This is a genomic window from Alphaproteobacteria bacterium (assembly GCA_025210155.1).
Taxonomy (GTDB): domain Bacteria; phylum Pseudomonadota; class Alphaproteobacteria; order Rs-D84; family CASDRH01; genus JAOASE01.
Window position 1 is genome coordinate 1 of the sequence record JAOASE010000003.1, and the last position, 22,696, is coordinate 22,696.

General features: G+C 31.7%; 24 protein-coding genes and 1 tRNA gene. 21 read left to right on the forward strand and 4 right to left on the reverse strand.

Features of this window, described 5'->3' with window-relative positions; all coding sequences use genetic code 11:
* From N4A44_00480 to N4A44_00505, 6 genes are all read left to right on the forward strand, one after another.
* The coding region (locus N4A44_00480) for a hypothetical protein (protein ID MCT4552123.1) at nt 1-1,178 on the forward strand (1,178 nt) is incomplete at its 5' end.
* 114 nt (nt 1,179-1,292) lie between these two features.
* Nucleotides 1,293-1,793 (forward strand): hypothetical protein, encoded by a 501-nt coding sequence (locus N4A44_00485; GenBank protein MCT4552124.1) that lies wholly within the window; start codon nt 1,293-1,295, stop codon nt 1,791-1,793.
* 79 nt (nt 1,794-1,872) lie between these two features.
* On the forward strand, nt 1,873-2,778 hold the full coding sequence (gene era, locus N4A44_00490) for a GTPase Era (GenBank protein MCT4552125.1): 906 nt from the start codon (nt 1,873-1,875) through the stop codon (nt 2,776-2,778).
* 66 nt (nt 2,779-2,844) lie between these two features.
* On the forward strand, nt 2,845-4,302 hold the full coding sequence (locus N4A44_00495) for a hypothetical protein (GenBank protein ID MCT4552126.1): 1,458 nt from the start codon (nt 2,845-2,847) through the stop codon (nt 4,300-4,302).
* 472 nt (nt 4,303-4,774) lie between these two features.
* Nucleotides 4,775-5,197 carry a hypothetical protein gene (locus N4A44_00500; GenBank protein MCT4552127.1) on the forward strand — a complete coding sequence of 141 codons (423 nt, stop codon included), beginning with the start codon at nt 4,775-4,777 and terminating at the stop codon, nt 5,195-5,197.
* 154 nt (nt 5,198-5,351) lie between these two features.
* A complete protein-coding gene (locus tag N4A44_00505) occupies nt 5,352-5,732 on the forward strand; it encodes a hypothetical protein (GenBank protein MCT4552128.1) in 381 nt (126 codons plus the stop codon).
* A gap of 56 nt (nt 5,733-5,788) precedes the next feature.
* Here N4A44_00505 and dnaE read toward each other — a convergent pair whose 3' ends face one another.
* Together dnaE and N4A44_00515 are read right to left on the reverse strand one after the other, a co-directional pair.
* Nucleotides 5,789-9,370 (reverse strand): DNA polymerase III subunit alpha, encoded by a 3,582-nt coding sequence (gene dnaE / locus N4A44_00510; GenBank protein ID MCT4552129.1) that lies wholly within the window; start codon nt 9,368-9,370, stop codon nt 5,789-5,791.
* Between the two features lie 165 nt (nt 9,371-9,535).
* Nucleotides 9,536-10,294 carry an SIMPL domain-containing protein gene (locus N4A44_00515; GenBank protein MCT4552130.1) on the reverse strand — a complete coding sequence of 253 codons (759 nt, stop codon included), beginning with the start codon at nt 10,292-10,294 and terminating at the stop codon, nt 9,536-9,538.
* A gap of 140 nt (nt 10,295-10,434) precedes the next feature.
* Between N4A44_00515 and N4A44_00520 the strand changes: the two genes are divergently transcribed.
* The 8 genes from N4A44_00520 to N4A44_00555 all read left to right on the forward strand — a co-directional run bounded on the left by N4A44_00520 (nt 10,435) and on the right by N4A44_00555 (nt 15,443).
* Nucleotides 10,435-10,986 (forward strand): alpha/beta hydrolase, encoded by a 552-nt coding sequence (locus N4A44_00520; GenBank protein ID MCT4552131.1) that lies wholly within the window; start codon nt 10,435-10,437, stop codon nt 10,984-10,986.
* Between the two features lie 12 nt (nt 10,987-10,998).
* Entirely contained in the window at nt 10,999-12,069 is a 1,071-nt protein-coding gene (locus N4A44_00525) for a DNA recombination protein RmuC (protein ID MCT4552132.1), read from the forward strand.
* Entirely contained in the window at nt 12,041-12,796 is a 756-nt protein-coding gene (locus N4A44_00530) for a M48 family metallopeptidase (GenBank protein ID MCT4552133.1), read from the forward strand. The genes N4A44_00525 and N4A44_00530 overlap by 29 nt, the downstream gene beginning before the upstream one ends.
* A 101-nt stretch (nt 12,797-12,897) precedes the next feature.
* Nucleotides 12,898-12,974: transfer RNA gene (locus tag N4A44_00535), tRNA-Ile, on the forward strand.
* Nucleotides 12,975-13,138: 164 nt separating this feature from the next.
* Nucleotides 13,139-13,381, forward strand: a complete 243-nt coding sequence (locus N4A44_00540; protein MCT4552134.1) for a hypothetical protein — start codon at nt 13,139-13,141, stop codon at nt 13,379-13,381.
* A gap of 112 nt (nt 13,382-13,493) precedes the next feature.
* Nucleotides 13,494-14,351, forward strand: a complete 858-nt coding sequence (locus tag N4A44_00545) for a hypothetical protein (protein ID MCT4552135.1) — start codon at nt 13,494-13,496, stop codon at nt 14,349-14,351.
* Nucleotides 14,352-14,497: 146 nt separating this feature from the next.
* On the forward strand, nt 14,498-14,890 hold the full coding sequence (locus N4A44_00550; protein ID MCT4552136.1) for a hypothetical protein: 393 nt from the start codon (nt 14,498-14,500) through the stop codon (nt 14,888-14,890).
* Between the two features lie 172 nt (nt 14,891-15,062).
* Nucleotides 15,063-15,443 carry a hypothetical protein gene (locus N4A44_00555; GenBank protein ID MCT4552137.1) on the forward strand — a complete coding sequence of 127 codons (381 nt, stop codon included), beginning with the start codon at nt 15,063-15,065 and terminating at the stop codon, nt 15,441-15,443.
* Between the two features lie 83 nt (nt 15,444-15,526).
* Here N4A44_00555 and N4A44_00560 read toward each other — a convergent pair whose 3' ends face one another.
* Nucleotides 15,527-16,153: a carbonic anhydrase gene (locus N4A44_00560; protein MCT4552138.1), complete on the reverse strand. Its 627-nt coding sequence runs from the start codon at nt 16,151-16,153 to the stop codon at nt 15,527-15,529.
* A 147-nt stretch (nt 16,154-16,300) separates the two neighbouring features.
* Complete coding sequence (locus N4A44_00565; GenBank protein MCT4552139.1) at nt 16,301-16,984, reverse strand: ion channel; 684 nt, start codon at nt 16,982-16,984, stop codon at nt 16,301-16,303.
* A gap of 520 nt (nt 16,985-17,504) precedes the next feature.
* Here N4A44_00565 and N4A44_00570 point away from each other — a divergent pair.
* From N4A44_00570 to N4A44_00600, 7 genes are all read left to right on the forward strand, one after another.
* On the forward strand, nt 17,505-18,434 hold the full coding sequence (locus N4A44_00570) for a type 1 glutamine amidotransferase domain-containing protein (protein MCT4552140.1): 930 nt from the start codon (nt 17,505-17,507) through the stop codon (nt 18,432-18,434).
* Between the two features lie 374 nt (nt 18,435-18,808).
* Nucleotides 18,809-19,117, forward strand: coding sequence for a hypothetical protein (locus N4A44_00575; protein ID MCT4552141.1), 309 nt, complete (start codon nt 18,809-18,811; stop codon nt 19,115-19,117).
* 53 nt (nt 19,118-19,170) lie between these two features.
* Nucleotides 19,171-19,695 (forward strand): hypothetical protein, encoded by a 525-nt coding sequence (locus N4A44_00580; protein ID MCT4552142.1) that lies wholly within the window; start codon nt 19,171-19,173, stop codon nt 19,693-19,695.
* Between the two features lie 2 nt (nt 19,696-19,697).
* On the forward strand, nt 19,698-19,916 hold the full coding sequence (locus tag N4A44_00585; GenBank protein MCT4552143.1) for a hypothetical protein: 219 nt from the start codon (nt 19,698-19,700) through the stop codon (nt 19,914-19,916).
* On the forward strand, nt 19,906-20,682 hold the full coding sequence (locus N4A44_00590) for a hypothetical protein (GenBank protein ID MCT4552144.1): 777 nt from the start codon (nt 19,906-19,908) through the stop codon (nt 20,680-20,682). The genes N4A44_00585 and N4A44_00590 overlap by 11 nt, the downstream gene beginning before the upstream one ends.
* A gap of 214 nt (nt 20,683-20,896) precedes the next feature.
* Nucleotides 20,897-21,505: a hypothetical protein gene (locus N4A44_00595; GenBank protein ID MCT4552145.1), complete on the forward strand. Its 609-nt coding sequence runs from the start codon at nt 20,897-20,899 to the stop codon at nt 21,503-21,505.
* Between the two features lie 350 nt (nt 21,506-21,855).
* Entirely contained in the window at nt 21,856-22,683 is an 828-nt protein-coding gene (locus N4A44_00600; GenBank protein ID MCT4552146.1) for a phage capsid protein, read from the forward strand.
* Nucleotides 22,684-22,696: the final 13 nt, after the last annotated feature.

Here is a 22,696-nt window from a genome sequence, read left to right on the forward strand (position 1 = left end):
CAGCAGTATCAAACGATATGTTCGAACTTAAAGTAACAGGAGCAGAAACAGAAGATTGCAAATATATAATCTCAGACGATGCTATCACAAAAAAGTTTCCAGAAATAAGTATGGCATGTGAAGACATAGATGGTACTGAGCATTACACTAATAACAATCCAAATGGAGTACCAAATCTATCCCCAGATGAAATAGCTCAAGAGAACGGATTTACTAACGCAAGAGAAATAAATTCAAGGTGCTATAATAATAATGACGAAGCAGCATGTTCTCTTTTACAAGAAAATCCAGATTTAATAGATGAGCAACACGGTGGTTATTTGTGTAATTTCAAAAATAAAGACTGGGCATGTAGTGAGCTTTGTGATAGAGATAATTTTATATCATGTAATAAAGGTTGTGCTTTAAACGACGATGATAGTTGTAACAGAATTTCAGAATTTGATATAGACTCTTTAACAAAAGAAGAGTTAACAATTCTAAATTCTATCTGTTATAATAATCAAAAAGATGCTGCTTGCTCAATACTTCAAGAGCAACCAGATTTAATAGACGATAGATATGGAAACTATCTATGTAATTATCAAGCAAAAGATTGGGCGTGTAGTGAGCTTTGTGATAGAGATAATTTCATCTCATGTAATAAAAGTTGCGGATTTGCAAATGACGAAAGTTGCAATAAAATGTCTGAATTCGATACAAGTACCTTAACAGATAGTGAAGTTACGGCGTTAAATTCTACATGTTATAATAACCAAAAAGATGTAGCTTGTTCAATGCTACAAGAAGAGCCTGAATTAATAGACGATAAATATGGTGGATACCTTTGTAATTTCCAATCAAAAGAATGGGCATGTAGTGAGCTTTGCAGCCGAGATAGCTTTTCTTCATGCAGCAAAAGTTGTGGCTTACAAAATGATGATAGCTGTAACAAAATGGGTGATTTTGACACAAGTACCTTAAGCGCAAGTGATATTACAGCACTAAACTCAACATGCTACAATAATAGAAAAGACGTAGCATGCTCCATGTTACAAAATGAACCAGATTTAATGGAAGATAAATACGGTGGATATCTTTGCACATATCAATCAAAAGATTGGGCTTGCCAAGAAATGTGCTCAAGAGGAGACACTTCATCTTGTAATAAAGTTTGTGGGTCTGACAGCTGTAGATAAATAAATCTCTTGCAAAGTGGTTGTAGAAAGCGGAAATGCAAATGAATATGTAACAGCCAGGGCATGTTATCGTAATTTAGTTGCACCAGAATATTGCGAATAGAATAGGGGTAAATGAAAAAGAAAAATCAATACGGTCGTTCAATGATAGAAATGCTAGGTGTGCTAGGCATCATGGCAATCATTACCGTACTAGGATTATCAGCTTACAAATTAGTGAATAGAAATATTAAAATGAATAGGCTGAAAAGCGACATTCAAAAAATAGTAATGCAAGTAAATAAAATTTGTCCAAACGAAATTGGTTGCAAAAAATTAAATAAAAATGGATATTCAGTAACTGCTTTCGAAGAAAACTTTCAAGAGTTTTTCATAGATACAGGCCTATTCAAAGAAAATCAAACTCCATTTGGAGGAACCTATAAAGTTGTTGACGCATCAGAATACAATGAAGACAGAAAGCCTTACCCTGTAGTGATAGAGGTAGGGGGTCCAAATCCGATGGATCCAGAAGATTGCGAATTTGTTATATCACAAAGTTATAGCGAACTATGGAGACAAGAAATGAGAGAAACATCTGGCTGGGGAAGATGTATACATCTATACTATAAGTAAGCTTCTTCATAAAACCTCTTGCAAATTAATAATAATTAGTTAAACTGCAATAAAATTAAGAAAAAACAAGGAACTATTTATGAGCCAAACTCAAAAAACTAAATCAAGCTTCATTTCAATCGTAGGAGCTACAAACGCAGGAAAATCTACACTTCTTAACGCAATGTTGGACAAGAAGATTTCCATCATATCTCATAAAGTTCAAACAACAAGATTTAATATCAAAGGTATAAAACAAGTAGACGATACACAGCTTGTTTTCATAGACACTCCAGGAGATTTCAACCCAAGACGTAGATTAGATAAAGCTATGATTTCATCTATCTGGAATGCAGTTTCAGACAGTGACATAGTTATCTTTCTAATGGATTGTACAAAGGCAAAGAGAGAAGGGTATAACGATAAGTTCATACAACAACTTCAAAAAATGTCAGATAAGAAAAGAGTTCTTTTAGTACTTAACAAAGTAGACCTTATCAAAAAAGAAGATCTTCTAGAAATAACTCAAAGATATAACGAATACGGTTTCTTTGATGCTACTTATATGATTTCAGCAACAACATCTCACGGAGTTCAAGACATAGTAGATGACCTTGTAGAACATTCAGAAGAATCTCCTTGGTTCTATGAAGTAGATCAAAACACAGACATAAACGACAAGCTTTTCTGTGCAGAAATCACAAGAGAAAGCGTTTATAAATATCTTCACCAAGAACTTCCATATGAAATAAACGTAAGTACAGACGTAATAGAAGACAAAGGCAACAAAGTAGAAATACATCAAACTATTTATGCTACAAGAAAAAGTCACAAACTTATTATCATAGGAAACAAAGGTTCTAACCTGAAAAGAATCGGAACAGAATCAAGAGACCAATTACGTCGTCATTTCAGAAAAAGAGTAGATTTAAGATTGTTCGTAAAGATTAAAGATAATTGGCAAGATACAAAAGAATTTTACGATGATATGGGTCTAGAATTCTAATAAATATTATTGCCATCATTAGATAAAAATGATATAATCCCTTCTGTAAAAAGAAGGGAATTTTTTATGAAAAAATCAGAACAAGGTCGTTCAATGATAGAAATGCTAGGTGTACTAGGTGTTATGGCAGTTATAACACTTCTAGCAATAACAGCATATAGAATAGCATACAGAAATTCTAAGATGAACGATTTGAAGCAAGACGTAGCATCTATATCCCAACAGCTAGGAAAGGTATATAGTAATCAAAGATATACAGACGAAGGCGTTGTTCTAGGTGAAGACAAGACATTTGAAAATCTATTTATAGAAACCAAAATGTTTAAATCATCTACAACACCATTTGGAGGATCATACGAACTATCGGCAATATCAAATGACATGTTTGAGCTTAAAGTTACAGGAGCAGAAGCAGAAGATTGCAATTACATAATCTCAGACGATGCCATCACAAAAAAATTTCCAGAAATAAGTATGGCATGTGAAGATATATCAGGTACAGATTACTATAGTCCCAACAATCCTAATTCAGGAAATCAAATTCCTTCAGAACTCCAAGATTTAATAAATGGAAAAACAACAAAAGAGTTATCTGACATGTGTATAAACTTAAAGGATGTTGAAGCTTGTAAAGCAGTAGCATACAAAGATGATGCAGATGCAACACAACTATTTTACGCATGTCATTACAGTAATGGAGATGCTAATGCCTGTGATACAATGATAGCTCATCCTGATACAACAACTGATTACTTAACGTCGGTATGTGTATCTTCAAGAACAAACAAATATGCTCCATCATGTGATGCGTTGCTAGCAAGCGAAAATTCCACTGCAAAAAATTTAAGTGATGTATGTATTAATAATAAAAGCGTAGATGCATGTAAAGGTGTTGCAACAAAAGACGATGCTAATTCAAGTCAGTTATTCTATGCATGTCATTATAGTAATGGAGATACTAACGCTTGCGATACAATGATAGCTCATCCAGATACAACAACTGATTACTTAACGTCGGTATGTGTATCTTCAAGAACAAACAAATATGGTCCATCATGTGATGCGTTGCTAGCAAGCGAAAATTCCACTGCAAAAAATTTAAGTGATGTTTGTATTAATAATAAGAGCGTAGATGCATGTAAAGGTGTTGCAACAAAAGACGATGCTAATTCAAGTCAGTTATTCTATGCATGCCATTATAGCAATGGAGATGCTAACGCTTGCGATACAATGATAGCTCATCCAGATACATCTACAGACTATTTAACATCAGTATGTGTATCTTCTAGAACGAATAAATATGACCCAGCTTGTTCAGCAGCATTATCCAATGAGAGTTCCACTGCAAAAAATATGAGCGATATTTGTATTAATAATAAGAATGTAGATGCCTGCAAAGCAGTAGCAACAAAGAATGATGCTAATGCAAGCCAATTACTTCACGCTTGCGCTTATAGCCAAAGAGACGCAAGTACTTGCGCAGCATCTTGCTCAGCAGGAAATGAAGGTGATTGTAAATATTAAAAAAGGACTGAGCTGATATGGCTCAATCCCTTACTTTAGTAAAATTAGTTTTCAGTCTTGCTTTTTGCAATTATAGTGAATATAAAAGCATATCCAATGCAAACAAAAAGAATAAGTACAGCCATCCATTTATGAAAAGGATCCATATCAGGGTATATATATTTTAAATCCCCGATAACATCTATCACAAAAGATGAAAACAAGTCCTCAAAAAAGAGTCCAAATAATACAAATGCAGCTATCATAAACAAAAATATTGCTAATAAGCTGGATAAGATTTTTCTATATAATCCCATAGTATAAAAATTAGAAGTTAGTAATAATACTTTATCCCAAATATATAAGATGTCAATTAAAATACATTTTTCTAAGGTTTAACTTGATTTTTAAGAATAAAAATACAACTTTCTTCTTGACTTAAATATATGATTCGTATATTTTATGTCAAAATAACAAATTTAAACCTATAGACATGAAAGAAATATTTTTAGTACTTTTAGAAAGTTTATCAATTAATTTTGAAAGAGTTTCTAAGGAAAATAAGAACGAATTTATTTTCGAACTTTTTTCAGAAAAGGAAAAAGTTGTTGAAATATTAATAACAATAACAGCAAACTTTGACTTAGCTCAGCATTATAAGTTTAAAAATAGCTTTCAGAAAGTCCTTTGGAGATTTGATGGTTTTGGAAATGTAATAATAAATATTCCAAATGGTATCGACGAAAAGGAAATTTCGAAAGAATGGAGTATCGAAGGGAAAAATAATTCCTTAGATAATCTAAACTTAAAATGCTTCTCTGGTTTTAACAGAGAGTGTGAAATGAAGGTTAAAATAAAATCTTCATTCATGAAAAAAGAGGAGCCAAGAATGAAATTGAAAATATTAGCTTCGTAATGAAAGGGGACTAGAACATATAATTTGTTCGGTCCTTTTTTCTTTTTCAGAAAAAGAATTATTTCTTATTGAATAAAAACTAAGCATCAGTATAATAATAAAAAAAATAGGAGAACTTCACATGAAAAAATTACTAACATTTAGTCTAGGAATGATGCTAACAGCTTGTACATTTTATCCACTAGGAATGACAGAGGCAGAATGGAACACACTTACTAAAGAAGAAAAATTAGCAGCACGTATGAAAGATGCTGAGCTATATGAACAAAGACAGCTTCGTTATGCAATCGAAAGACAAAATATGTTAAGAGAAGAACGTATCGAAGCAAACACAGATGCAATAAAATCTACATCTAAAGCAGCAACTGCAGCAGCAACTGCAGCAAACGCAGTATCTACATCACAACAAAACCCAATAAATAATAATGTTGTTGTCTCTCCTAATATTAATTTATCTAATATGGGAAATAGCAGCAATAACAATACTAGTTCATCTAATAACAATAATACGCTTACTAATAATAATTCAAAATAAGAGGGTTTTTAATTTATAGAAGTAAAAGAATAGGGGGATTAATTCCCCCTTTCTATTTACACAACTATTTTACATCCATTAAGATTATTAATCATCTCACGGAATTCTTCATTAATATTATACTTCTCAGGTAACTTCATAGTAACTCTCTTACCACCAGCATTAGAAACAAGTATAACAGAATTATGACCTCTACCAGCTTTAGCAAGTGTATCTCTCAATTGCTTAACAGCTTCCTCAGAAGTAATCTCTATTTCTATTTCGTTAACAGAATCTCCAAGACTATCTCTCAATAAAGAAATTCTCTTTCCAAAACAAATGGTTCCACTGGAATTAATCTTGAAATCTCCTTCAACTACAACAGGAGCCTTGCCAACAGAATCAGCTTGTTTCTTTATAAAGTCTAATTCATTAAAGAATAGGAAGTCCATACTTTCAAGATCATCACCAAGTTTTAAAGCAATATAATCTTTACCATTTCTAGAAGTTCTCTTATAGAATTCTTCAATGATACCAACCACTTTAACTATACGACCTTTCTTTAACTTAGGAATATCTTTAATCCTATCATAGGCAAAACTCTTAATATGCTTTTCATAAATCTTCAAAGGATTAGGCGTAATATTAAAACCTATAATCTCATTCTCATAATTAAGTTTTTCCGATGGCATCCAATCAGCACAGTCAGGAAACTTGAAATCAAATACAGCTGTATTTTCATCTTCAGTATCATTAAAGAATAGAGAAGACTGATTTATCTCAGCGTCTTTAGAAAGTCCATGAGCATAAGAAAGAATATTAGGAATACCTTCGAACAACTTAGCTCTATTTGGCTCTAACTTATCCAACGCACCAGCTTTAATCAAACCATCAAGCATCTTCTTGTTAATAGATCCAGTCTTTCTTCTAGCAACTCTTTGAATGAAATCATTAAGAGTTTTAAATTCACCGTTATTTTTTCTTTCCTCAACTATGTCAGCAACAAAACCTTCACCAACATTTTTCAATGCAGTCAAACCAAATCTAACCTTACCATCTTCAGTAGTAAATTTACCTTCAGATTTATTAATATCAGGGGGAAGAATATCATACCCCATCTTCTTGGTATCTTCATAGAACAATTTAATCTTATCTTGGTTTCCAAGATCGTAGTTAAACGTCGCAGTCATAAACTCAATAGGATAGTTTGCTTTCAAATAAGCAGTTTGATAAGCTATAATACCATAACAAGCAGAGTGGGCTTTATTGAAGGCATAAGCGGCAAACTTTTCCATATCATCCCAAAGCTTAGTAATAACTTCTTCATCTACGTTATTAGCCAAACAACCATCACGGAATTTAACCTTATGCTCAGCCATCAACTTAGCAATCTTCTTACCCATGGCTTTTCTAAGAGAATCTGACTCACCACGAGTATATCCTGCCAGCACACGAGAAATCTGCATCACCTGTTCTTGATAAACGATAATACCATAAGTAGGCTTTAAGATTTCCTCAAGTAATGGATGCGGATAAGTAACTTCTTCCAAACCATGTTTTCTGTTAATGAAAGATGGAATGTTATCCATAGGTCCTGGTCTATAAAGTGCACACATCGCAATGATGTCTTCTATATTAGACGGCTTCAATTCACCGAGATACTTTTGCATACCTCTCGACTCTAGCTGGAACACACCAACAGTTTGAGCAGCCGAGAATAATTCATAAGTTCTCTTATCTTCAAACTCCATACGAGAGAAATCTATATCTACATCATGATTTCTTTTAACTAAATCAATAGCTTGTTTAATAATAGAAAGCGTTTTCAAACCTAAGAAGTCATACTTAACCAAACCAGTATCTTCAATATATTTCATGTTATATTGTGACACAGGCATATCCGATTTAGGATCCTTATAAAGAGGAGACAACTGTTCAATAGGTCTATCACCAATCAAAACACCGGCAGCGTGAGTAGAGGCATGTCTATACAAACCTTCTAACTTCAAACAAATATCTATCAAGAATTTGATTTCTTCATGATCTTCATATTCAGCTCTAAACTCATCAGAAGCATCAAGCGCCTCAGCAATAGTCATAGGATTTGCCAATGATTTATCGGGTATCATCTTAGATAACATATCAGCCCTAGAATAAGGGAACTTAAGCACACGAGCAATATCTCTAATAACTAGCTTAGCCTTAAATTGACCGAAAGTAATAATCTGAGAAACAGAATCGTAACCATATTTTTGTTGCACATATTCAATAACTCTATGTCTGTTATCCTGACAGAAGTCTATATCAAAATCGGGCATATTAACACGATCTGGATTAAGGAATCTTTCGAACAGTAGGCCAAATCTATCTGGGTCTAATTCAGTAATTCTCAACGCCCATGCAACACAAGATCCAGCACCAGAACCTCTACCAGGTCCAGTAGGAACTCCATTTTCAGCACACCATCTCATAAAGTCTTCGACAATTAGGAAATATCCAGGGAATCCCATGTTATTGATAACACCAACTTCGAAATCAATCATATCATAATATTTTTGCCATTTATCTTCAGGTATATTTCTTTCTTCAAATCTCTTTTTAATACCAACCATACAATTATCATATAGCATCTTCTTTTCGTCTTCGTCAGTAATACCTTTCTCAACGTGAGGTAAAAGAGGAGGGGACTTCTTAACACCATATCCACATCTTCTGGCAATATTAACTGTGCTTTCTAATGCTTCAGGAAGATCTTCAAATAGTTCAGCCATTTCCTCTTCTGACTTCAAATAATTTTCCATAGTCTCATGTCTTCTATCTTCTTCTTCAACGAATCTAGAGGCTGTAACACAAATCAAAGCATCATGAGCCACATACATATCTTTAGTAAGGAAGAAAGTCTCATTAGTAGCAACTAAAGGAATATTATGTTTATAAGCTAATTCAATAAATTTATCTTCGCATTTTTCTTCTTCATTAGTTCCAAGACGAGACATCTCTAAATATAGTCTATCTCCAAAAACTTCCTTAAGCTCAAGTAATTTTTGCTCAGCAATTTCTTCTTCTTCCATAAGAATAGCTTGACCAACTATACCTCTAACACCACCAGTTAAACAAATCAATCCTTCAGATCTATCTTTAATATATTTAAGCAAAGTATGTGCAGGTTCATTATCTGGAGACAATAAATGCGCATCAGAAATAATCTTCAAAAGGTTTCTATAGCCTGTTTCATTTTGAACCAATAAAATTATTTGAGATAAAAAGTTAGCAACACCAGCTGCATCAGATTTAAATACCACACCTTCTGGCAACCACGAAGTAGCATAAGAAGACTCTTTTCTAAGTCTATCTCCATCAATTTCAGTTTTAAAGTTCACAGCAAGCTGAGTACCAAGAATAGGTTGAACACCAGCTCCAACTAAGTTATAAGAAAAATCTGCACCACCAAATAAGTTGTTAGTATCTGTAATAGCTACAGCAGGAATTTCATTATCTTTACAATGACTAACAAGATCTTTAATCTTAATAGCACCTTCTGCTAAAGAGTAAGCAGTATGAGTTCTTAAATTAATATATCTCACAGGCTTTGCTTGAGTATTTTCTACTGCTTCTTTAATATCATTTTCATTGTTTTTAACGTCTTCTAAATTAGCCATAAAACTATCCCTTATTTTTATGATTTTATTATATAATAAGGTAAAAATTTTGCAACTATTTAAACCAATAAAATCTACAATTTAAGATAGAATAAGTTCAAAAATAAAAAAGCCTAGATTTTACAATAATCTAGACTTTTAAAATAAGTAGAACTTAACTATCAGTTATTTCAAAAAGAAAACAACATTAGCATTGAAAGTAAGGTTTTCTTTACTATCGAAAAATTCAGGAACATCCATTTCCATAGCAAGACTAACATCTTCCATTTTTCTATTTACCATAAAGTTACCTCTTGGAGTGCGAGAGTAAACACTAATGCTTTTTACGTCATCGACTCTTTGATCTAAAGTTTCAGCCATAAACTCAGCTTTTTCTTTAGCGTCTAATAACGCTTCTTCAGTACAATCATCTCTAATTTCAGTCATGAACTCTTTAGAAATATAAGTAGATAAGTTTTGTATAAACGCATCATCAGAAGATGAAATCAAAGCAACAGCTTCGGCAATTCTATCTTTGTTATAAGTATCTACGTCAAATTCAATTCTTGCTTTATATCCTTTAAATACAAGAATATCTTTTTTCTCTTCTTTATCCCAAGTCCAATCTTCATCTTTTCTAACAGAATAATTACTAGAAGAGAATTCTAAATCATCAACTTTTTTAATCTTTTCTAAAAGAGCTTTGTAAGAGGCTTGAACTTTATCATTAGCTTCCTTCGCATTTTCACTAGTAACTTCAAGATATACATCTAATTTATGTTTATCAGCAATTACTTCTCTAGTACATTCACCAGAAACAGAAATAGTCCCTTGTTCTTTACTGTGAATTTTGCTTCCACTGCTTAAATGTCCTATAGCGACAATAAGAACTATGGCAGCAGATATAACAAAAGTTTTGCTATTATATACGCTATTTTTATCCATGTTAAACCTCCAAATAAATTAAAACAGTTTCATTATAAAACAATTTCCAATATATTAAAAGTAAAATAAAAAAGTTCTTTACAATGTATTAAAAAGTTCTTATAATGTTCTACATTGGAAAAAGAAGGAGGTTTGTCCAAATGAAAGTTGTTATTATACATGGTACATATGGAAGTCCTGAAGGAAACTGGTTTCCTTGGTTAAAAGGAAAATTAGAAGAATTAGGTCACGAAGTATACGTTCCTAGTTTTCCAACTCCTGAAAATCAATCCCCAGAAAATTGGTGTAATGTTTTAATTAAAGAAGTTCCATTTATATTTGATGATGATACAGTATTAATAGGGCATTCATTAGGAGCTAACTATTTACTTCATATACTGGATATGGAAAGAAAAGTTAAAATTAAAAAAGCGATATTTGTTTCAGTATTTAACTCAGAATTAGGAAACGAAGAATATGATAACTTAAATAGACCTTTTATCAAAGATTTTAATTGGGAAAACATTAAAAACAACACAAACGAAATAACAATATATCATTCTGATGATGATCCATTTATTCCTTTGAGTGAAGCGGAGGGAATATATAGTAAATTAGGTGGTAAATTTAAGTTAATAAAAAATGGTGGTCACTTAAATAAAGCCGCCGGTTTTACAAAATTTGATGAGCTTTTAAAAGAAGTTTTAATATAGGAGAGGAAGTATATGACATACGCAATAGTAGCAATATTCACATTAATAGTAATTTTAGTTTTTATTCATTTTCAAAATGCTCAAAAACAATTAGTAAGTAGTACTGCTAATCAAATGAGAGAAATGGAGTTTAACAACAGACAGCTTCAAGAAAATCTAAATCAAAACTTTAATCAAAATTTACAGTTCCAAAAAATACTAGGTGAAAAGTTTGACGCTATTAATAAACAAGTATCTCAAGGTATGGAAAAGACAACAGAAAAAACTTCTGCTACTATTAATAAAATTCACGAGAGGCTAGCAACACTTGATAAAGCTCAAGAAAATATTTTAAAGCTTTCTACTCAGGTAGACCAATTTAAAGACATACTTTCTAACAAACAAAGTAGAGGAGCGTTTGGAGAGGTTCAACTTAACGACTTAGTTTCAAACATACTTCCTCCATCAGCTTATGAATTCCAAGCAACTCTTTCTAATACAAAAAGAGCAGACTGCTTAATTAAAATGCCTAATCCTCCAGGATCAATTGTAGTGGACAGTAAATTCCCATTAGAAAACTATCAAACTTATGCAAATGCAAAAACAGATGTAGAAAAAATCTCATACGCAAGAGCTTTCAGAACTGACGTAGAAAAACATATAAAAGACATATCTGAAAAATATATAATTTCAGGAGAAACTGCAGATTCAGCATTAATGTTCATTCCAAGTGAAGCAATATACGCAGAGATCTATGCCAGCTTTCCACAACTAGTTGAAAAATCTTTTAAAGCTCATGTTTGGATTGTTTCACCAACAACTTTAATGGCAACTCTTAATACTGTAAGAGCCGTTCTTAAAGACGCAAAAATGAAAGAGCAAACAGCTATTATACAAAAAGAAGTGGGAATGCTTATGACAGACTTAACTCGTCTGGACGAAAGAGTTCAAAAGCTAGATACTCATTTCACACAAGCCTCAAAAGATATAGATATGATAAAAACATCATCAAACAAAATCACATCTAGAGCAGAGAAAATAGAATCTATAGAAGTAGAGGATGGTATAGATACAGATGAAAGAAAGTCAATTAGTAACTCTTAATCATAGCGAGGGCTATGAACTAATAGAAGGAATAACCTTGACTTTTAACAGGTCTGTAAGGGCGAAAAACATATCTATTCGCCCTAAGCCAGAAAAGAATGAAATCATAATTACTTATCCTGCAATCCCATTCGCTAAACAACAAGCAAAGAAATTCTTAAAAAAGAAAGAGAACTGGCTTTGGCAAATTTTTAAAAAGCATAAAGACAATGGCAAAGATCACAATATAGAAGAAATCACTTTCGGTGGTAAGGTCAAGCTATTTGGTAAAACATACAAAGTTGTTCAAGCCGAAAGAAGAGGGCAATCTCCTATAAATGAAGAAGATATGACTATAGCAATTTCAGGGGACGAACAATTTCTACCTCGTAGATTAAAAACTCTTCAAAAGAATGAGCTTGATAAATATATCAAAAGCAGAATAGAGCATTATTATCATGAGATATCTGTTCTATACGATGTCAATATGATTCCAAGAATTAAAAAATATGGAAAAGTTACAATTCGTGATACATCATCTCGTTGGGGAAGCTGCGCATCAAATGGGAACTTATCCTTTGCATTAAAACTGTCTCACTACGAACCATGGGTAATAGATTACGTGATAGCTCATGAATTATGCCATCTTATAGAAATGAATCACAGCGATGCATTCTGGTCATTAGTAGATCAAGTTTACGACAATTCTGTCCGCCTAGCCAAATCAAAATTAAAGGGTGTCTTATAGAAACAATAAAAATTACAAAGATTTACAAAAAAATATAATTTTTTTTCATATAGTAGTTGACTTTTATTGAAGAATACATATTATATAAACATCAAATCAAAGGGGTTGTAGCTCAGTTGGTTAGAGCAGGTCGCTCATAACGATCTGGTCGCTGGTTCGAGTCCAGCCAACCCCACCATTTGATATTCAGTTCCGCTAGGGACTTTTTTTATGCTCAAATTTTCATAATGAATAGCTTCCTATTGACATTTTATAGGTAACAAGATAACTTATATTTGGATTAAGTATCATTTAAACCTGTGCTAAGACACATTAAATACCTCAAAAAAAAATAAAATAACTATGTTTTATTTTTATTATAAAAACAAAGATGGAAATCGTAAGCTAATCGACACTTTTTTAGGAATTGAAATTAGAAATAATGAATACATTCTAACAAAAGACAATGTAAATCAAGTAGGAAGATTTATCTACCATGTAGTGAATACAACTTCAATATATGATTTTACAATTATGTATAACGATTGCATAGAAATGATTTCAGAACCAGGTGATGTTATAATAACTAGATATAGATACTACTAACAAACACCAGACGTCCTTTCGAAAGAGAGGGCGTTTTTATTTTATTGACATTTTAAGTTGAATAAGCTTTTATATAAACAAACAAAAAACATTTAAATCTAATATAATTTATATGAAAAACAGCGAAGTATTAGAGAGTTTAAAAAACTCTAAATCAGATCATTTCAAGGCAGGTTTCTTTAAAATTCTAGGTATACTAGGAACCGGAAAGGAAATTTATGAAAATTATCTAAACGATAAGGTTAATCTTTCCCCATCAAAGATAACATTTAAGGATATGATAAAAGAATCTTTTAAAGAATCTTTCTTTCCAGTTTTATCCAAGGATATTCCGCAAAGAAAAGAGTTCCTAGAAGACTTAGTAACCTTATGGAAGTTGTTGCGAAAACCTAAGTTAGTAAGCCGAGGGCCATTACCTGAAGACATAATTGTTCCAAGAAACCTATATTTTTTGGAAAGTTATTATGAGAATGACGGAAGAATCGAACCTGAGGATATTAAGCAGTTAATGCAGTATCCTGAATTTTCAAATCTGCTTCAAAACAAAATTGCGTGGCTCAAGGAAAAGAAATACCAAAATTATTTTGGTTTTAACTTTAAGGCAGATTATATAGCTATGATTACCTTCGAGCATAATAAGTGGATGTTTCCATACTTTTTTAAAAGATATGAAAATATCGAAAAATTTATGGAAGAAGGTCGTAGTTGTAAATCATGGATAGATGTTTTCGTTAAGAATTATGAAAGAATTGGAGAAGCATTCGATGATTTTTTTATAATACCAGAAGATACGCTTATTAATTACAGCTTAAGTTATTGGCCTGACGTTGATATCGAAAATCCAAAAGGGAACTTTAAAAAGTTTCTGGATAAAGCGAAAACACTGGATGAAAAAGACAGGAACAACGAAACCATTATAGGTAGAAGAGTAGATGATTTAAAAATGTGTTATGACATTTTAAGTGATTAAAATTTACTTCTCTTTAATTAAAGAAGCACCTGCAAATTCGCAGGTGTTTTTTTATTTCTCACAACATATTTCATAAAATATTTGATAAAACTCTGTTTTTATAGTAATATATACACAGACAAGTTAAACTTTAAAACACATCTGTCATGGGGAATATACCATTAGAATTATTTAGCCTTGGGCTTAGCAGCATTGGGGTTATAGCTGAAAATCCTCCTCCAATTAATGAAGGAATTAATCTTTCAGGGGTAGAGGAAGCTGATATTATAATGGAAGTAGAAGGAGAAAATGGTTATGAAAGACTATTTCAATCTCCTAAAACAACATTTTGTCATGCGGCAAAGGGAAAAGAAATTCGTTTCGGTTCTAGATTAGACGGTGATAAAGAAGTAAAAATCAGTAGTTATAAAGCTCCTGAAGGAAAAAAACTAAAATTCAGGCTTTATCATGGAGGATGTTTTTTACATTTATCATTTACTGAAATAGAAACCTACGCAAGTAGTAGTATGTTAGGAACTTTTAAAATTAACAAGGTTTGAAAATTTCTATCATATTCCAAATCACCCTCACACAAAGACCCAAACGGAAAACATAATAACACTCGTAAGTATTTTAATTACGGGTGTTTTTATTTTATTAAATTCATTGACTTATGAAATATCTATAGTAATATGCCAGAACATTACAAACAATTTAAACTTAATTTAGAATATGAACGATTTAACATTTCTTTATGTTTCTTCAAGATTAAACGAGACAGGATGTGTAGTAGAAGGTGGTAACATAGTAGAGCCACCGGTTGACTTAGAAAATGCAGATTTCGGAGAATTCCTTCTTGAATACCAAAATGAAGACGGTAAATACTTAAGAGTGCTCCAATCTCCTCAAATCCTAATATGCATAGAAGAAGATAACATAAGATTAATATTTGGAAAGAACTTAAGCAAAGATAAAAAAACTTATAAGTCTTCTAAAGAAGATGAAAATATAAAATTCAGACTTTATTACAATGGAGTTGTAATAAATATGGAAGTTAAAGAAGCCGCTATATCTAGCGACACAAATTTAACAGGAACTTTATACGTAAAATAAACACTACATGCAGTAGTCTTTCTTCAAACAAAAAGAAGCGCCCCATAATAGGGGCGTTTTCGATTTTCATAGATTTCATAAAACTAAACTTTTTCGAAGTTGCCAGTTTCTTTATCCAAAGTAGATAGCGACGCATCTCCTATGTTAAAGTACCAACCATTTAATTTTAATTCACCATTTTCAACTGCATCTTTAACAAAAGGGAATGTCATTAAATTTTCAATAGATTTTTTAATTCCAGCCTTTTCACAAGAGCAATACTTAGTTTCTTTATCATTAGTTTTTAAGTTGTCTCTAACATCTTTCATAATGTTAATCCAACTTCTAATGAAGCTAGGTTTGTCAGTCATTTCCAATTGTTTATCTACAAGCGCTCTAATGCCTCCGCAATTAGAATGCCCCATAATAACAATGTCATGTACTTTAAGAACCGTAACAGCATATTCAATAGCTGAACTAGTTCCATGATAAGATTTCCAGTCTTCTTCATAAGGAGGAACTATGTTTGCAATATTTCTAATCATAAAAATATCACCAACATCTGCCTTAGTAATAATAGCTGGATCCACACGAGAATCACTGCAACCAATAACCAAAGTTTTAGGACTTTGAGAATTCTTTAAATCCTTAAAAGGATCCGAAGCTCCATCTTTCAAACTTTCTTTTTTAAATTCTTTATAACCTTGTAAAAGCTTTTTAATCATAGCCATTTATTTTTTCTCTCATTTCATTTAAATTAGTTAACTTTCAAAAAAGTATATATAATTGAATTTTCAAGTCAAGTAGAACCGGAATACTTCCAGCTAAAAAAATATTTCAATTAAAACTGATTTTTAAATAAGAGATTTTACCTAATCTTAATTAAAGAAATTTTCGTCCTCAACTCTTTTTTGATATAACCTTTCACCAACAAGATAACCAACTAACACAGTCATATAAACCTGTCCAGTCATAGCTTCTAAAGTAGATAGAGATTGAGCAAAGTGAGTCACAGGAGTTATATCTCCATAACCAAGAGTAGTCAAAGTAACCATACTAAAATAAATAAATTTATTAATAGGGTCAATCAATCCATTGTGAACTGCAAAAGAACCAGGAACTAAACTATCTAAGATATTATATAGGAAACCCCAGAAGATACCAATCAACAGATACACATATATAGCATCTAAAATAATATTTAAATTTACTTTTTTTCTATTGAATATCTGCGTTAAGTTCAAACATATAACATAAAGGAAGAAGGCAGCTCCAGATGCAAGAGGCAGAGCCCTAGGCAAATAGTTTTCTCCAAAAATAAGGAAAGATACTGTAGTTATCAGAACAGGTATAGATATTAAGAACGCAGACAAAACAACTTTCTTATTATTTCCTAGAGATAAAAGAGAGAAAACTAATATAAATATAAAAGAAGAACTCATAAAGATACTAGCACCACCAATTCTTTCAAATATTGGTGCAGTAAAATATATAAAAAATGCAGATAATAAAAATCCAAAAAAGTATAATCTTTTTAGTTTCTCCGAATGAAAATCAATCATGTAATTCTTCCTCTAATAAATTAAATCAAATGCATTATATCATAAAACTCATTTAATTACTACAAAAATTCAAACATTTATTTAAATTTTTATCAATTTAAACTTTCAATTCACATGTTTTTTACAGTTTAAAAATATTCTGCAAAATCAATGATTTACTAATAAAATGAAATATTTCTTTAATTGTCATTATAGATATATAGCGCTAACATATAATTGTAACGTATTTGTATACCTTGGAAATGAAAAATAAAATTAGTATTTTTGTCTCTCGGGTTTGTAGCTGGTCTCTTTGGATCATAAGTCTGCAATCGTTGTCACCCATTACATAAGTAGGATCTTGGGAGACAAATTAGAATATAAATATGTTTCCAATGAATTTTCCCCCGTAAGGAGGAATTTTCATGAGTCTAAAAAAGTGCTACACACAAGTGAATCTTTCCCCATTGACAACCCATTGCTTTTAGAGTAAAATACATATAGATATTATAATTCTAATCTAAAATAAGAGGGAAATAAAATGCCAAAGAAACCAACTAAAAATACTAAAGGCGCAATCAATACAAAACCTTCTCCAAAGAAGGCTGCACCTAAGAAAACATCAGTAGACTTAGAAGTTCAAGAACAAAAAGCAAGACATAAAGAGCTGTCTGAATTCCAAGGTTCAAAAGCATTAATCGCAGTTATATTAGTTGCAATCATCGCAATCGGATCTCTATTAATGAACTTATATAACAATAGACCAATTGACTTAAGCTCAAAGAAAGTTCTATTCGTAATGACGTCTCATTCAGATATAAAATCAGATAATCCAAGAGAGACAACTGGCTACTGGTTATCAGAAGCATCTGAAGCATACGAAGCATTCAGAAACGCTGGATACGAACCAGTATACGTAAGTCCTAAAGGCGGATTACCTCCAATCGACGTAAAAAGTTTAGATTTTATAACTTATCCAAACAAAAAGTTCTTAAGAAATGAAAACGATAAACTAGTTGCAACATTCAAACCAGAAGACATCGATTATGCAAAATATAGAGCAATCTATTTCGTAGGTGGTCACGGAGCAATGTTCGATTTACCAAACAACGAAGCTCTACAAGAAATCACAGCTAAAATATATGACAACGGTGGTGTAGTTGCTGCAGTTTGCCACGGTGTGGCAGGTATCGTTAACGTAGAACTTAAAAACGGTAAAAAATTAGTATATGCTAAAGAAGTAACAGGCTTCACTAACGCAGAAGAAGAAAAAACAGGCTTAAAAGAAGTAATTCCTTTCATGCTTCAAAATGAATTAGAAGCTCAAGGCGTTATCTTCAGAGCAGGTAAAGACTTCCAAGAAAACGTTATAGTAAGTGGAAACTTGATAACAGGTCAAAACCCTCAATCTACTCATAAAGTAGTTCAAAAAGTTATCGATATTCTAGAAACTCAAAACTATAACAAATAGTTAAAGAATTATAAATCTGATAAAACTCTGCCATCCAGCAGGGTTTTATTTTTTGGTATAAAAACCGAATCTATAAAAAACCTTTAAAAACAAGGGGTTGAATAAATTCCTAAGTTAAAAAGTATCAAATAAAAGTTTCTTGCAATTTCAAATATTTACAACTATATTCGAGTTTTGTTCGGATTTTGTTCTTGACTTTTAGAACATTTTATATTATACTCGAAAACATATAAAGGGGAGAATTGTATTAATTTTTTCCTTTAAATTAACAAATAAGTAAAACAACACTCTCGAACACCTACTTTTTATAAGTAGGTTTTCTTTTTGTGCTATCGGGAGTTGGTTTCATTTAATAGGGGAGAGAATTTAAAACAATGTCAGCAGAAGTAGAAATGATGAGAACTGGAATAGACATCTATTGGTGGATATCTGTCATAGAAATCCCAATCTTAGGACTTCTATTCTATCTTATAAGGAATAATGGGGAAGCAACTATTAAAGGGGATGAAAAGTTAGAGAATAAACTAGACTATCAAATTTCAGAATTACTAAAAGAATTATCAGAATTCAAGCTATATTCAGCAAAAGAATATGCATCAATATCATACATAAAAGATCTAGAAAAACGATTGACAAATCACTTAATAAGGATAGAAGAAAAAGTAGAAAATACAAAATTATAAACAAGTTTATTTAAAGTAAAGCTAGAATCGAATTGCAGAGAAGGGAGAGAACAATGAGGCAAAGCATAAAAAAGGCACAATTACCAAATAATTTTAAAATAAGATTTATCATTTCAAAAACAATATTTGATGAATTAAAGAGCATGCCTCACAAAACCAAACAAAACTTCGAACTAATAGAAACTATGGCTCAAAGCATAATAAATCTTCTAACGAATAATTCAAAAGAAGTTATCAAAACGACATGCAAAACGCTGTATGAGAATATAAGGTATACGCAAAAATATTTAATGCATCACACAGAAGATGACCTAAAAAAATTTAACTATGGACTTACAAAAGATGTGTATGATGAAGCTTTCCGACAATATAAAGAAAACAAATTTTATAAATCATATCAAAGAACTGTTACTAAATTATTAAAAGGGTATCACGAACACAAAACAGAAGATAAATATAGAGAAAAACTTTTTCACTATCATAAAGAACAACACTTTCCAGATTGGGCAAAAGAACAGTCTGAAATATTGAAGCTCTCGGGCTTCATTTTTTATAACCAAATAAGATGGAGTAAATAAAAATGAGAATATTAATAAAAGAACTACTAAAAGTACTAGTCGTAGATATTGCAAAATTTGTAATAAACATAGCTAGTAAACCAGTTAAAGATATTGCAAGTAGTGTTGCAAAAGCAAGCGCAAATGCAGTCGCAGTAAGAGCAGAAAAAACAAAAGCAGATATAAAAGAAATGATTGAATCATCTAAAGAAAAGCTGGAGGAAAAACTAAATGACAAATAACGAAATCAAAAAAGAAGTTAAGGAAGAAACTAAAAAGGTTGAAGAAGTTACAATTTCTAAAAAACCAGATTTCTTACCAAAAAAATTCTGGGATGAAGAGCAGGGCACAACAAGGCTGGAAGAAATGTCTAAAAGTTATAAAGAGTTAGAAAAAAAACTTTCTCAATTAAGCCAAGAAGTAAATTCCCTTAAGGAGGAAAAGATAGCAGCAGAGGATAAAAATCTTTTAAAAGGAGAAAGCTTACCATCATCTCCAAAACAATACTTAGACGAAATTGATTTCGATATAATAAATGCTTCAGAAGAAATTAACCAAGTTCTTTTCGATGCGAAATATTCCGTTGAGCAAGTAAGAACTTTCTACGATGTTTTAGTTAAGTTTATAATGCCTGAAATCTTAGAGCTATATCATGATGTGAAAGCATATAATGATCTAGAAAAATTAAAGGATTATTTTGGCGGAGAAGAAAAATTTGCTTCTATCTCTAGACAGATTAATTCCTGGGCAATTAAAAACCTTGAAAGCAGAGTTTACAAGAGTTTATCAAAGGATAGCAAAGGAGTTATTGCTATGTATAAAATGATGCAAGAAGAAAAAAACAACAATTCCTCATCAATAAATTCTCTACAAGACGGACACAAAAAAACAAGAGAAGAAGAGGAAAAACATCTTAAAGATATGATGAAAAATCCTTCTTACTGGCGAGACAAAGATCCTGAATATAGAAACAAAGTAGAAGAAGGTTTTAAGAATCTATACACATAAATTAGTATAATAAATAGTATTTAAAGTATTTTGTGCGAATAGATGTAAAGATGATTTTTATATTTGGTATTGTGTATATTTTAATACTCAATTGCCAAAGATTAAAATCATTTTTTACGATTAGCTCGTGCAAAAGAGTTTAAATAATAATAATAGCTTGAAAAAAAGAACTAATAAGATATAATACGCTCATCAAAATAAGAAAGGAGCAATTATGCCTTATAACAATAACAGACGCGGTCCATATAAAAGTAACAACCGCAGAAGAGCAAAAAGCAAAAAAGGTTTGATTTATAAAATAAACGAAAACCTAATAATGAAATGGTCAATATTATTACTAGTTATCTTCCATTTCGCAATGAGCGCTATGTTTAGAGCAGAAAACTTAAACCAAGTATTTGGTCTATCGGCAATAGCTGAATTTGGAGTTCTATCTTTAAGAATATTCCAATCATTCTTATTCATTTTCTTACCATTAGTATTAATCAAATACTTCAAAGTTAGAAAAGCAAGAATAAGCTTAAGCTCAATAGCAAGAAAAGCAATATGCAAAAGAATTGGCCTAGCAGTATTATTAGGTCTAGCAATCACATTGCTATCATTCTTCTCACCAAACAACGGTGGAGAATTCTTAGTAAGAAGATATGTAGGAATTTTTGCTATACACTCAATCTATGTGTTCTTAATGATTTCAGCATTAACAGGAATTTGGAAAGGTTTCTCTTTCATCTTCGACGCTGAAAAACAACAAAACAGAAGAAGAAATAACAACGGATATAATAAAAATAATAGACGTCCAAGAAGAAATTATTCTAAAAAATAATTTTAGTTTCTACTGAGAAGTAATTACAAAGCCCTAAGTTTTCCTAGGGCTTTTTTGTTATTTTTCTAAATAGCAATTAAGAGACAAACCGAAAGGTCCTCTAAACAAAAAACAAATAAAATCAAGGCGTTTTAATCAAATTAAAACACAACCTATCGCAATTAAATAAATCAAAAAAAATAATATCACGAAAATCTTCGCAAATAAGTATTTAGGGTTTAACCGAGTATTTTGTGCGAAGGAAGGTAAAATAAATTTTAAATCGCAGGGAGTTTATAGTTAATAAATGACCAAGATTTAATAATTGTAATTTTGCCTTAAATTCGTGCAAAAGACGAAAGGTAAAAAAAATGGCTAATACTATAGACCAATCATTCATAAAAAACTTCGAAGCAGAAGTTCACTTAGCATACCAACAAACAGGTACAAAATTAAGATCAACAGTTAGAGTTAAAAACGACGTAATTGGATCAGCAACAGTATTCCAATCAGTAGGTCAAGGAACAGCATCTACTAAAGAAAGAAACGGCTTAATCCCAGTGATGAACGCAACACACACACCAGTAGAATGTGATCTACAAGACTACTACGCAGGCGACTGGGTAGATAAACTAGATGAATTAAAAACAAACATCGACGAAAGAGCTGTTATCGCATCAGCAGGTGCATACGCTTTAGGTAGAAAAACAGATGAGCTAATCATCACAGAACTGTCTAAATCTACTCAAGAAGTTGTTGAAAATTCAGAAGGCTTAACAAAAGGCAAAATCATGAAAGCTATCGAAACATTAAACGCAAATAATGTTCCAGACGATGGTCAAAGATATGCTGTTGTAGGCGTTCACCAATGGACTGAATTATTAAATATGCCAGAGTTCACTTCAGCAGATTACGTAGGTGATAACTATCCACTAGTTAACGGTGCAGAAGCAAGAAAATGGATGGGGGTAATTTGGATCTTACACACAGATTTGCCATTAAGCACAACAACAAGAGAATGCTTCATCTACCACAAGAATGCAATCGGTCACGCAATCGGACAAGATGTAAAAACAGACATCAGCTGGCAAGGTGAAAGAGCTGCAAACTTTGTATCAAACTGCATGAGCCAAGGTTCAGTTCTTATCGACGCAAAAGGCGTAGTAAAAGTATCTTGCGACGACACAACATCAGTTTAAAAACTGCTTGAGA